Annotated in this window: 9 protein-coding genes; 5 read left to right on the top strand and 4 right to left on the bottom strand. The window is 41.6% G+C overall.

Going from position 1 to position 13,592, the window contains the following annotated elements; translation table 11 throughout:
- Positions 1 to 179: 179 nt before the first annotated feature.
- Complete coding sequence (locus tag MHN30_RS15810; RefSeq protein ID WP_222244184.1) at positions 180 to 992, bottom strand: reverse transcriptase family protein; 813 nt, start codon at positions 990 to 992, stop codon at positions 180 to 182.
- Positions 993 to 1,805: 813 nt separating this feature from the next.
- Complete coding sequence (locus MHN30_RS15805) at positions 1,806 to 5,906, bottom strand: VWD domain-containing protein (protein ID WP_239360313.1); 4,101 nt, start codon at positions 5,904 to 5,906, stop codon at positions 1,806 to 1,808.
- Positions 5,907 to 6,062: 156 nt separating this feature from the next.
- Here MHN30_RS15805 and MHN30_RS15800 point away from each other — a divergent pair, with 156 nt between their 5' ends.
- Positions 6,063 to 6,839, top strand: coding sequence for a complement resistance protein TraT (locus MHN30_RS15800; protein WP_239360312.1), 777 nt, complete (start codon positions 6,063 to 6,065; stop codon positions 6,837 to 6,839).
- A gap of 157 nt (positions 6,840 to 6,996) precedes the next feature.
- Here MHN30_RS15800 and MHN30_RS15795 read toward each other — a convergent pair whose 3' ends face one another.
- The gene (locus MHN30_RS15795; RefSeq protein WP_130165809.1) at positions 6,997 to 7,488 is read right to left on the bottom strand and encodes a hypothetical protein; all 492 of its coding nucleotides are present in this window, start codon (positions 7,486 to 7,488) and stop codon (positions 6,997 to 6,999) included.
- A gap of 336 nt (positions 7,489 to 7,824) precedes the next feature.
- On the bottom strand, positions 7,825 to 8,547 hold the full coding sequence (locus MHN30_RS15790; RefSeq protein WP_239360311.1) for a type 1 glutamine amidotransferase: 723 nt from the start codon (positions 8,545 to 8,547) through the stop codon (positions 7,825 to 7,827).
- A 98-nt stretch (positions 8,548 to 8,645) separates the two neighbouring features.
- Between MHN30_RS15790 and MHN30_RS15785 the strand changes: the two genes are divergently transcribed.
- The 4 genes from MHN30_RS15785 (at position 8,646) to MHN30_RS15770 (ending at position 13,579) form a co-directional block, all read left to right on the top strand.
- Complete coding sequence (locus MHN30_RS15785; protein ID WP_130165811.1) at positions 8,646 to 9,437, top strand: AraC family transcriptional regulator; 792 nt, start codon at positions 8,646 to 8,648, stop codon at positions 9,435 to 9,437.
- Between the two features lie 121 nt (positions 9,438 to 9,558).
- Entirely contained in the window at positions 9,559 to 11,463 is a 1,905-nt protein-coding gene (locus MHN30_RS15780) for a S9 family peptidase (protein WP_130165812.1), read from the top strand.
- Positions 11,464 to 11,864: 401 nt separating this feature from the next.
- Positions 11,865 to 12,266, top strand: a complete 402-nt coding sequence (locus MHN30_RS15775) for a hypothetical protein (protein ID WP_239360310.1) — start codon at positions 11,865 to 11,867, stop codon at positions 12,264 to 12,266.
- A gap of 203 nt (positions 12,267 to 12,469) precedes the next feature.
- Positions 12,470 to 13,579, top strand: a complete 1,110-nt coding sequence (locus MHN30_RS15770; RefSeq protein WP_239360308.1) for an alpha/beta hydrolase-fold protein — start codon at positions 12,470 to 12,472, stop codon at positions 13,577 to 13,579.
- Positions 13,580 to 13,592: the final 13 nt, after the last annotated feature.

Here is a 13,592-nt window from a genome sequence, read left to right as displayed (position 1 = left end):
TATTGAGCGGACATTAAATGCCAGACCGAGAAAGTGTTTAGGATATAAACAGCCTGCTGTAGTATTCAATGAATTACGTAAAGCAGCTTAATTTAGCGAGTGGTGCACTTCGGAGTTGAATTCGCGTATTAATGCCAACTTATTTTTGGACAAGAGGAAGTAGGCTAACTGACTCTTCATCATTTCTCCAACCTTAATAAATGCCGAAAGATTGATTCGTAACGTCCGCTAACCTGAGAAGCGGAACTTAACATCCCGAGAAGCTTCGCCTTGTTTTCAGGCTTTAAGGTTCCTTCGATATACTCGACGTATAACTTGTGGATCGCTTCATGGTGTTTATTTTGGACTTGTAAGCCTTTGTCGTTAATTGCGACGCCAGTTACTAGCTTGGTCTTTTCGGGAGGACTAGAGAACTCTTTATGATACTGATAACCGTAACCGTGTATTAGCTTCTTAACTTCCCAAATAAAAGCCCCTGGGACAGCCTTTCCGGAAAACGTTAAGTCGTCAACATAGACCGTAAAGGTTATCTGATTAGTAGCGGACAACTCGCCTATTTTTTCGAACATCGGCAAAGACGAAAAGAACGCTAAGATCTGACTTAAAGGACTCCCCGTCGGGATATGACCATTAACACAAGCTAGATTTGTAAGTATTTTTGATACGTCAGGCGAACAGAATAAACAGGTTCTGAAAAACTGATAGACGGCTTCTCGTTTCGTCGACGGGTAATATTTCTTAATATCTAGTTTGACCAGCGCGGAGCCTTCTTCGTGGGTCTTGGCGTTCGTTATATGTGATTTTTTCTTGATCCCTGAGTGGAGGTATTCAGGAGTTTCTATTCGCTGTAAGAGCTTAAATAGTCTCTTGTGGACTTGCTCTAAGATTGACTTCGGGACTTGGACTTCTCGATCTTTGCCGTTCTTTTGGATAGTGAATATTCGGAAGTTATTTTCGTCTTCGGATAAGCTCAGTAAGACTTTAAGGTCCATACCTAGTAACTCGGCTAGCTTCCTTTTTGCCTGTAATTTATATAAGGGCGATTGATCTATCGGATAACGGTTCCGCGTTCTCAGTTCTCATTCCTCCAACGATATAGTTATCTAGAGGTCCCGAGCCATCACCCTCGACGAGCCACTCCAAAAAGTTGCTTATCGGGTCCTCAACCCATCTATAAAATCTATAGAGAGCCAAGAGTTTAGTTAGCCATTTACATGGCTTGACTAGATGTTTAACGACTTTACGTCGCCGCATTCGGGTCTGTTCTTCTTTACTTGGGTCTTCTGTATCAGACATAACGTTATCCTCATAGTTACCGGGGCGATTGCCACCGTCTCACGCGTAACTTAAGGACGGGAGAAAAGAACGGTTTTTATCCTCTAGATTCCAAGACCGTTCGTTTCTCACCGAACGGCCTGCACGTCATTCATTGATACATGTCATAAGAGTAATACGACGACACGACGAACGGATGAGCGCGCAAAGGGTTAGGGTGTTATCCCCACGGAAACTAACGCTTCCCAATGGTGTGAGATTATTCCCGTTTTCCAAGTAATTATATTATGGGAGCGTTTGTTTATTAATCAACACTAGGGAGTTAGATTTCTCTAGCTTATTTTGGGGCAAATGCGAGTTAGTACCAAGCGTCCGCTTTTTGACACACATACAACAGCCAAGTTTAATTTAGCCCTGTTATTCTGGCTTATTAACGTCAGGTGGTTTAGCTGTGGTCTCTAATTAAATCGACTAGGGCTAGATTTTATGGCCCACTCATCAAATTGTGCATGAGTAGGCCTGCTTTATTTTTATTTTGTTGAGCGATCACTTACGATAGGTGATGGCGGGTTTTTGGGCTTATTACTCTGGTGTAGCATAAAGTAATATTGTTGGCGTTCATTGGGTTGATTATTGATATCAATACGTGCAACTCCTGCGATTACGTCTAAACCATCGGCACTTTTCACCAAGGGGTAGTCGTTTGGACCGAGAGAGAGTAGTGATACTCTGTTGAACACTAAAGTTTCTACATTCTGAACTGTTTGATGTTGGTTATCTTCACTGACATCAAAATAATGGTCGCCGCCGTATACATCTTTTCCAATGTTACGCATAAATGCTCCCATACTGATAAGGAATTTGTTTTCGACTTCAATGCCTTTTAGCCCATAGAAAAGCTCGTGCTCACCGACAAATACAATTCTTCCCCCCTGCGCAGCAAATTGTTTTAAGCGACTGACTTCATCTGGAGAATATGAGTTAAGTGGAGTCCAGAGTACGATAAGTTTTACTTGTGGGTCATCGAGATCCCAATCTTCTAGAGACTGATATGTGATAACTTCAAAACCTAAATCTTCCCAAGTACTGTACAGGTAATTAATAGGTTGGCATGACCAACTGCAGCGAGAGTCGTGAGATCGATCTAGAACTATTTTAGAACCTTGGGCACGGAGGCTGTTTCCTGAAAAGCTGGCTAGGTTTTTCGCAAACTGTGTGTTATCGGCTATGTAAATACGCTCATTATCTAGAATATTGACATCATTGAATACAATTAAATCTCCACCAGCTGCAGGTGCGACATTACTGTCAAATGTAAAGCCAATAATTGAATTTGCTCGGCTCCCCTTGCTATCTGTCGCATAGAGTATAATGTTGTTTTCACCTTGAACAAAAGACTCCGCTGGTTGAGTGAGTGCGAAGCTGCCACTATTTAGCGCAAAGCTAATGTCTCTTTTGGCCTCTCCATTTATAGAAATAAATAATTTGGCGATACTTGATTGAACTGTTTCAATCTTGCCTTCTATTAAGATGTTACTACTCAAAATTGCGCCAGGTGTTGGAGACAATATTGTGATTTGTGGTGGAACTTTTAATATTAACTCAGATGTTGGCTCCGAAATTGCGCGATAAGCGCTTAAATCGCTTTCGTTTCCTGTTAAAGCAACATCTATGATGCATGCTTCAAGCCTACTTTTTATGCTTACATACTTTTGGCACAATTCTTTAACCCTTTGATATTCCGCACTACCAATTTGTGCCTCTAACCTCGCTTGAGTTAACAATGTTCGTGGAAAGTTGAGATCAACGAAGCTTTCAGGAGTCTCATCATTGAAGTAGTCGAACAAAGAGGATTCGGATGTTACACGCCAACTATTGCCATAAATATCATAAAGTTGATTAAAGTTACCTTTGTCTTCAATTTGCTTGCCGTTAGCATCCGTTAAGTCATTGTCGACGTTGCCATCAAAGTATCCAAGTAATCCATTAACGCTGCCCGCACGAGAGTTTGGTAAAAGCACTTCTGTCTCGACAAACTCACCCCGTCGATACACCTTTAGTAATGAGGTGTCTGGCCAAGTTATTTCGTAATGATGATTATTTTGTTTAAAGATACTTGCTTGATTAGGAAGCTCACGAGCACCGTTATTTAATGTTTGTAATTGACCATCAATAAGTATGGCAAGGCCTTCATCATTTGGGTAAAAGGTGACTCTTGTTCCTGCTACATTTGCGGCGACAGCGGCATTGAAAGACACATGTTGATTGCCAGGGACTGCGACATAACGGCCCTGAATCTCAAAAGAGTCGATATTGGACTTGGCTAAGATATACTCACCAACGCCATTAAATCCATAGTTTAAGCCGTCAAACGTACGTAAATTTGGGTCTCCTGTGACACGAGCTTGTTTGCGCGGGTTGCCTAGGTTGTCGTCAATTGGGTTGCTATCATCTACGGGCTCACCACTGAGCAGAATTAATTGAACTGGTTGGTTGGTGTCCTCGGTAACAGTGATTGTAATGCGCTCTGGTTGAAAACCCGATTTAGAAGCGATGACATGATAATCACCAACCGCGAGTGGTGAAGAACTAAAGGCGCCACTGGTATCGGATGATAATTGTTGAGAAAGCCCAGTGCTAACGCTTGTTAATGAAACATCAGCACCCGTTATGGGGCTGCCGTCAACATCGGAAATAGCACCTGTAAGCGTATTGAATTGAGTCTCAAATGGGCAAACTTCAGAGCTCCAAATTGGTCGATTAAAATCGTAAAGAGGAATATTTTTGTTTTTTTCTTCGTTGGTTAAGCCAAGAATATCTCCAACAAATCCATAATCTAAATTGGCATCAACACCTAAACCTAATGATAGAGCTAAGCTGCATTTGACTGTCTGTTGTGTATTGTTAAGTTCTGCAGTTGCGATATATTCAGCATATGGCCCCATTGCTAATCCTGCTCCTGGGCCATCTAACTCTATTTTATTACCAAAAGGTAATGCGACAGATAACTCATAAGCAGAAAGCATAAATTGTAGTTCGGCTTCTACTTTTGCTGATGTTTCACCTGATAGTTGGTATTCAGGTCCAATTTGAGATATGACGGGTACAAAGCTGTTAACTGGGCTCAGTTTGTCGTTTTGATATTTGAATCCGGTTTTATACTCTCCTGAAGCACTAATACCCATTTTTAAATGGGCTTCACCTGCGACGCCCAAGTAAGCACCTAGTTGCGGATGTAGTTTAACGTTCAAAAACAAAGGTATTGGTCCAACAAATAGCTTTACGTTTTTGTTGACTATAGGGTTGAATACTTTGCTTTTGCTCAGACTGCCTTGATATTCATAGTCAGCATTAAGGTAGGTCTTAGTTAGATAATCTGCTTGAGCAATTGTAGAAAAGTGAGTTACTTCACCTCGAATAATTGAAAACTCTATCCCAATTGTAGCGCTTGAGTTCATCTCGAGTTCTACAACTGACGTGACCTCAGGGCTTAGTTTTTGCTGCAGTGTTCTTGAGAACGTTAAGATAGGAATATCTACACTTGACTGTACCGTGTTATTAGCAGTTGAAACCGACTGATTAAGTGTTGCAGCTTGGTTCGTTATAACAAGGTCTAGTTTAACGTCAGCATCTGGAAAAGCTTTGTGTAATGGTGCATGGGAAGTAGTTAAAATATTACCATTAATATCAAGAACCTCACGCATAAACCCGGTGTCATCATCAGCGGTGACACCGACTATAATATCACCGACTTGTATGTCGCTTAACGCACCTGCGGTGATTGTGAGTCTACCCATCTCCGGGGTAATTTCTACTCCCGATTGGCCATCAACGATGAAGGTTGTGTAACCGTCAACGCCTCTTGTTGCTGGCTTCAATTCGCTGCTCGGGTCTAATGTAGCTATGACTTCAGCATCTTCAAGCGGTTGCTCGTCATGGTCACCTGTGTAGTCAACAAAATCTATTGCTTCAGCAACTGCCACATTGGTGCTTGCAGAGGTAGAGTAGCCTGACTTATCTGAGACTGTGACCGTAAACTCAAGGTTATCTCCAGTGTAGTCTTCAGGGATTTTTAGTGAAGCAAAATCAGGTTTATCGTTATCAATGTTAAGCTCTATATCTGTTGATTCTTCCCATACGATGCTGTCAATTTCAACGGCACTCGATATATCTGCTTTTAATTGTGCCCACGATCCTTTCGCGATGCTCTGAGGTACTTGCAATTGAATCGTTATGTTGTTCAGGTTGTTTACGGTGACAACCACCTGGTCAGTCGCACTTCCTCCTTTATCATCAATAACCGTTAACTCGAAACTTAATTCTTCGTTCTCTGTGACATCCGGAGCCACAAACGAGGAAGTTGCGTTGCTTTGGTCTGATAACAAAACAGGGGGGCCTGAAAGTTGCTGCCACTGGTAGCTTTGAATCACTCCGTCGTTATCTGTGCCACTACCGTGTAATGTGACGGTTGCCTTTTCATCGACCGTTTGATGTTCTCCTGCTTGAGCAATCGGTAGGCTGTTTGTTGGTTTATTTATATCGTTATCTGAGTCCCCACCGCATGCGACTAAAGCGCCTGTTAACAGCGTAATTAGGGTTGTGCGTAGAGGAGTGTATTTATGCAGGTCCATAACCATCCTTATGTATTTGAGCGAGAGCAAGTTGCTTTGAAAAATAAGGATGCGTGAAAAAAGCAGCATAAAACAGGGTCGAAATTTCCACCTTGTTCAGTATTGATTCATTGAATAAATTATCTGAGTGTTAACAAAATTGAAGGGTTTATGGACATGGAACACGGAGCTATATCACAACATTTTATATCGACACCTAGATTCGGTGCTTGGAAATTGGTTTTTACGCTATGCTCATTTTTTCTAGTGATGCAATTAGTTGGTTGTAATGCGATGCACACTGCGGTGAAAAAGCGGGATTTAAGAGTTGAAACTAAAATGAGCGACTCTATATTTCTTGACCCAGTCAGTCAGGACAAGCGTACAGTATTTTTACAACTCAGGAACACATCGGATAAGCAGGATTTAGTCATCGCTAACGAGATACAAACTGCATTACTGTCAAAAGGCTACAAGGTTGTTAATGACCCAGATGCAGCGCACTTTTGGATCCAAGCGAATATTCTCAAAGCAGGCAGAACAACCGCTGATGAAAATCGGGGAATTTTAGCCCAAGGCTATGGTGGGGCTGTAGCGGGTGCTATTGTTGGTGCTCAGTTTGGTAGTGGTCGAGGGCAAGCAGCAGCAGGCTTGCTTGGCGCTGCTGCAGGCTTTGTTGCTGACGCAATGGTAGAAGATGTTTATTTTAATATTGTTACTGACTTACAGGTTTCTGAGCGCGCGAAATCTGGTGTTGAAGTACAAGAAGGAAATAGAGCTAAACTAAAGCAAGGTAACTCAGGCTATAAATCAGTAACTTCAAACGAGGTGACTGACCGTAAAAAGTATCAAACACGGATCGTTTCTACAGCGAATAAAGTAAATCTGGAATTCGTTGAGGCTCGACCCAAGCTAGTTCAAGGTTTAGTAAATTCTATTTCGGGCCTGTTGTAGCTAGGTGTGCGGTAATATTGGAAATATAGTTTTAGCATGGAAGTAACGTGCCAATACTATATTTCCATTTATTTTTAACTGTTATAGCGAATAGCAGACACCCATCATAATCTAGATGCGAACTGTGGTGGGTCTGTGTTAGTGCTTTATTGGCTTGTTATACAACTTTTAACTCACGAGTCCAATCTTTCCATGAAATCGACTTGCCCGGTAATGCTATTTTTGAGAAAGGCCACACTGATTGAAGCCAATTTAAGACAGTCTGATAAAGTATTTTTTCTAACGCAATACTATCATCTCGAATCCACAAGTAGACTTCGCAGTCATAATTTAGTGATCGGCTTGGATCTATATAAACAGAGCCTAGGCATTTTTCCTTTGAATTGTTAAATATGGAATATGCAAAAGCATCCCTTGATTCAAATTCTTGTTTATGAATCTTTAAGCTTTCTATATTTTCTTCGAGGGTCATATTAACTTTAGGCCACTCAGTTTCAGGGCCAAATATTCCTTGTAGCCTTTTTTGACTGGACATTACCGCTTCAAAGTCTAACTCAGCAACTTCTTCTTCAAGCACTCTGAAGTGAAAATTTTCACTATCAAAAAACGTCGGAGGCTTGAACGATTCAGGAATAAAAGGATTGGGCATACTCTGGGCTATCCGTAGTTGTATAAAAATTTAGTATTTATGCGACATGCAGTTTGTGTTGCATAATCGTTTGTTGGGTTGAGCCGTCACCTGCTCGGTGTGACAGAGTTGGTGTCGTTTATGCTGTGGACTTACTTAGAAAAAAATAGGCTTTTTAGAGGCTTTAGCGCTCTTAGTTAGTTTAATCAGCTTAGCTATTTGTTATGTAAGCTTTCCCTGCATTGCTCAGCGCTTATTATTTATTCATTACACCTAAATTTTCCTTAATAAGCAATTATATTTTTTAGACGTACAGAGGCCGCTAGCCTGAGCAATTAGGCAGGTTAAATAATATGATTAACACTCAACTTTTGATTTATAAAAGCTTTCTAACTTGTCTAAAAAGTCGTGCAGTTTTTGATTCATTTCGTCATAGTTATGGTTCAGCAAAATCTCTGGCTCATCTACAAATCGATACTGTGAAGCGTCATTGAGGTCGTCATTTTCAATCAGTGATGCGACGATATCTTTGGTAAATTCCATATGGCACTGAAAGCCGTATACTAGGTCTCTGTAGGCGACAACTTGCCTTGGGCACCCCGCACTATATGCAATCACTTGTGATCCATTGGTGAGTCCTGGCATATCATTATGCCAATGGCCGACATCCAACACTTTTCCAAAATGACTAAATAGTGGATGTGTCATCCCAGCTTCCGTCAAGGTTATCGGGTATTTTCCTATTTCACGCTCAGGGCTAGGTTCAAATGTTGCACCTAATGCTTCACCAATGAGTTGCGACCCTAGGCATATACCAAGCACGACTTTTCCGGCGGTAATCGAGTTCAAGATGACTTCTTGCTCACCTTTTGTATCGAAGTGTGGGCATTGCTCAATAGTTGTCGACGGATTTTGAGGTCCTCCCATTACAATCAAAAAATCTAGGTTTTTGGCATTTTTTGGGAGTGGTTCGCCTTGATAAACTCGCGAGTAGGTAATGGTATGGTCGCGTTTATTTGCCCAAGATTCATAGGCGCCGGGCGCTTCAAAATGTTCATGAACGATAAAGTGAATATGCATCTTTGTGCCTTTTAATTAACGATAGGCTGTAGATGGTATATTAAATTTGGATGGCGTAACTTATACTAACAGACGTTTAATGTTGATAAGTCGCCAAGATGCAAGCTAATGACCTCATCAAAGGTTCTTCTGATAAACAAATCGTAACTAAAACGACGAATATGGCTTCTGGCTATATTGATGACTTCCATTCACATTCGTGGCATCAAATTGTGTTTCCTTTGCAGGGGCTATTACAATCGAGTATCGGCGATAAAAGCGGGATTGTTCCTCACAATGGCATGCTCTACATACCCGCAAATACAGTGCATAAATCCATAGCGATTACGGATACACAGTTTTTGGCGATTTACCTTAATCCCGACAAATATGTTCAGTATGGAGACGAACCAAAATCCTGTTTGGTAACGCCATTTATTAAAGCGCTCATTTTGTTGCTATTTGAAAACGAGACGCTCACTCAAGCACAATCCAATATCACACATTTGTTAACGGTATTGCGGGATCAAATCACGATCGCAAACCGTTATGAAATACCCCTACTCATACCTACCGATAAACGCCTTTTATCCATTTTCTTACAGCTTAAAGAGCAACCGGATCTACCATTTACTTTAAAGGAATGGGCAACAAAAGTGGGCGCTTCTGAGCGCACTTTGTCGCGATTGTGCTCAAGAGAGTTTTCTCAATCATTTTCACGGTGGAGACAAAATGTGAGGTTAGTTTTATCTTTGCAATTGTTAGGGTCGCAAAAGAGCATACAGGAAATTGCTATTGAGTTGGGGTACGCTTCTGACTCTGCGTTTGTTCAAGCGTTTAAGAAATTGTTCAACCAAACACCGAGAAAGTACCGAATTGCCAACTTACAGCACAACGTAAATTTATTTTGAGCAACTTCTGCTACTTTCAGATTACTTGCGCTAGAGACGAAAGTATCTTATCGCGAATGCTTTTAAGTTCTTCTCGCTTTATGTAGTCTAGGCGGGATTTGATTATTGGAGGCATTTCGCGATGTTGCGAATTCTTTTATGTGCTAGCTTAGGATTAGCACCAAGTTTTGGGTTAGTTGCCAAAGAGGTAATGACCCCAGATAAGCTTTGGCAAGTAAAGCGCGTGAGTGCGCTTGGATTATCTAAAGACAACACCCATGTGATTTATCGAGTTACAACGCCAAACGTTGAAAACAATGACTTTGATAGCAAAGTTTATCAAGTGCCGTTAAAGGGTGGGGTGTCCCAGCTTTTAAGCGCGTATCAAGGGATATTGTCAGACGACAACATTTCACCAGATGGCAGCAAAAAACTATTTCATGACACTGTAAATGTTGAAGCTGTGTTAGCCACGGATAGACACAAAGCGCTTACGCAAGCAGATGCGTATGTATTTGATGATTTAAACTACCGCCATTGGGATACCTGGAAAGACGGCAGTGTTAAACATGTGTTCTATCAGGATCTAATCACAGAAGAAAAAGTCGACATTATGAAAGGGATGCCTTTTGATAGTCCGACGTCACCATTTGGTGGTTCAAGCGATTATGTTTGGGGTCCAAAAGGTGAAAATATCTACTACGTCAGTAAAAAGCTGACTGGCGCAGAATATGCGAGCAGTACCAACACAGATATTTACCGTTATAACTTAGCCAGCAAGAAAACCACCAATCTAACCGAGCAAAACTTGGGTTATGATAAAAGCCCAGAGTTCTCGTCGACTGGGCAATTGGCTTTCTTACGTATGGATGAAGCGGGTAACGAGGCGGATAAAAATGACATTATCGTTAAGTTGGGTAACAGAGAAATCAATCTAACTGCGCATTGGGACGGTACGGTAAGCAGTTTTGAGTGGAGTCATGATGGTAAGCATATTTATTTTATTGCACCTGTTGACGGCACAATCCAGCTATTTCAAGTAGCGGTGAACACCAAAACCAAAGCTAATCCAAAAATTCAGCAGCTAACTAAGGGCATGTTTGATGTAAATAGCATTGTTGCTGCCTTAGACGGTAAGTTGGTGGTTACTCGCAATAGCATGAATCAAGCAAAAGAGATTTTCCGCTTTGATCTGAATAGCAAAAAGCTTGTTGCGCTGACAAATGTGAACGAGGCGTTTTATGCTGATTTGGATTTACCGAACGTTGAAAAGCGAATGGTGAAGACAAAAGACGGCGAAGACATGCTAACTTGGGTTATCTACCCACCTAATTTTGATAAGCGTAAGCAATATCCAACACTGTTATACCTTCAAGGTGGTCCACAGTCGCCGTTATCACAGTTTTATTCCTTCCGCTGGAACTTCCAAGTGATGGCATCACAAGGCTACATTGTGGTTGCGCCAAACCGTCGTGGTATGCCTGGACACGGTGTGAAATGGAACAAAGATATCAGCCAAGATTGGGGTGGTAAGGTAATGCAAGATTACCTTGACGCTATCGACGATGTTGCGAAAGAGTCATACGTTGACAACAAACGTATCGCGGCAGTTGGTGCGAGCTTTGGTGGTTATTCTGCGTTTTACTTAGCTGGCAATCATGATGGCCGCTTCAAAACCTTTATCGCGCACTGTGGCATTTTTGATTTGCGCAGTATGTACGGCACAACCGAAGAAATGTTTTTTGTGAACAACGAATTGGGTGGCGCGTACTGGGAGCAAAACAATGCGGCCATCAACAAAGCATACAATCAGTTTAACCCAATTAGCTATGTGGATAAGTGGGATGCGCCTATGTTCGTGATCCATGGTGGTAAAGACTACCGTGTACCGCTGAGCCAAGGGATGCAAGCTTTCCAAGCCGCTAAACTACGTGGCTTGAAAAGCCGTTTCCTTTATTTCCCTGAAGAAAACCACTGGGTACTGACACCGCAAAACGGAATAGTTTGGCAGCGTGAATTCTTCAAGTGGTTAGAAGAAACTCTATAATTGATACCACTACTGTCAACAATGTAGTTAACCTGAGCTTCGGATAATTAATGCCTTTCTAGCAGCCAGTTTTAGCGCTAACTGCGTTGAATTCACTGCCAATAGCCAGCTATTGGTGCGTAAATTCGCCTTGCCTACAGGATGTAGGTACCTTAGCGAGAGCAGGACGCGGAAGCGGTGTTATCCCTAAAACTATCTGGCTAGATAAGGGTATAATCTAATGTGGTATTAAAAACAATGAGTTAGCTCATTCCTTATCCAAACCTCAGGTTAGTTAAGAAAATGCCAGATCGCACAGTGTGTAGTCTGGCATTTTTGTTTTGCAGTTTAACCTTGGTGCTGTGCTAGTATTGTCGTGCCCAAAAATTGAATTAGTCAACGGAAAAAAGAAGGAAAATTAAATGATTAGAAGGATAATAACTGGACTGTGGTTACTTGCGTTCGCTGTCAATACTCAGGCAGCTGAAGAAGCGTTAACGATTGATAGTGTAGTGCCTAACAACATGGAACTGGCTTTTCCGAATGATGCCAATATTTACCCAGATATCAGTGACTTCAAGGTACTTAACGCGGTACTAATGAGTAACGAAAACGGTGAACGCTGGGCAATGATCACGATTAAAAACCAATCGAGTGGGCGTCGGACATTAACACAAAAACACCTGCTGGCACTAACAGCAAACGGGCAAAGGATCGCGCCGATGAAGCTTTCTGAAAGTTTTGCTGGCGGTGAAACGCTTTCACTCACACTGGCTTTCGGTGAGAACAAGTTTCCGTTGCTTAACGTGTATACGCGAAATTAATAAGCCTTCGTAGCATCACTTTTTACAACCATAGTCACTGTGCTAAACGTTGCGACTTAGGTAACCATGTTTGTTAGCACCTGATATTTAGCCTCTTACAAACTCCCATTGAGCCACATCAGCAATTCATCAATTAAAAATAAGCAATGCATCAAGTTTTAAAAGTTTTTATTTCATAAGCTTAGCCAAAAATGGAGAAAAGCATGAAAATACTTTTAAAAAGTTTGATGTGGTTAAATTGCGCGTTGTTTGCGTTAGTTACTCACGCTCAGATAGCCTCAAAATTACAGCATATCACTGTGAGTTCAAAGTTACTGGGAGGGCCTGTTGATGTACAAATATATTTGCCTTTTGATTTTGATGTTAACCGAAAAGAGCCATACTCGACGCTTTATACAACTGCGGGAGAGAGTCGTTTTGATGTACTGAAAGCTGAAGTGGACTGGTTGAGTCACACTAGTTTTTCACCTATCCCGCAACTTGTGATTGTGCGAGTGCCCAAATTGAATTTTGCTGGGGCTGACAAGTTATCTGACCAAGCGTATTTTGCCTTGCTAGCTCGCGTGTTAGCAAGTGAAGTTGAACCAACATTGATACGGCAATTTAATCTTTCGCCGTTTAAAGTCATTGAAGGGTACTCAAGCAGGGCGGCGATTGCTTTGAATTTATTAGGAAAGATGCCCGGGTATTTCCAAGGCGCGATATTGTCTGCGCCAGTTTGGAGTCAACTTCCCAAGCAACTAAAAGAAGATATTAGTGACAACATCGCCAAGGGCGAACTTACCAATAACCTATATATCAGTCTTGGCAGCTTTGACGAAAATAGGCCGTTTTTTGCTGCGCTCGCCGTTTCAAAACGACACCAACATTTGATGTTGGAAGACTTAAGTCAACATCATTATCATGTAGGCGCACAGCTAGCGCTAAGACATGGATTACAACATATTCTTGGCGCAATAAAGCTTCAAGATTATGCTCAATTTGACAAGTCAGGCCTGAATGGGTTGCGAGAATATCACCAAAAACTAGAACAGCGCTATGGATACTCGATTGATATTAAGGCCAATCAGCTTGCTCTAGGGCAATATTTATTCGCGCAAGGCAATACAATACTTGGAAAAAACGCGTTCGATGAGCTACTTACGACTATGCCTAACTCTGTTATTTACAATTTACGTTATGGGCAGACTCTTTTGAATGCGGGCGATACAACACAAGCAACACTTCAGCTAAAGCGTGCCTTGCTGCTAGCAACAGAGCAAAAAAATGAAGAAGCCAAACAGTATATTGAACAAGTATTGTCTCGGCTTTAGCATTATTAAGAGT

The sequence above is a fragment of the Pseudoalteromonas sp. OF7H-1 genome (assembly GCF_022347825.1).
GTDB lineage: Bacteria > Pseudomonadota > Gammaproteobacteria > Enterobacterales > Alteromonadaceae > Pseudoalteromonas > Pseudoalteromonas maricaloris.
The sequence above is the reverse complement of the archived record's forward strand: the minus strand, read 5'-3'. Positions and strand labels throughout refer to the sequence as shown.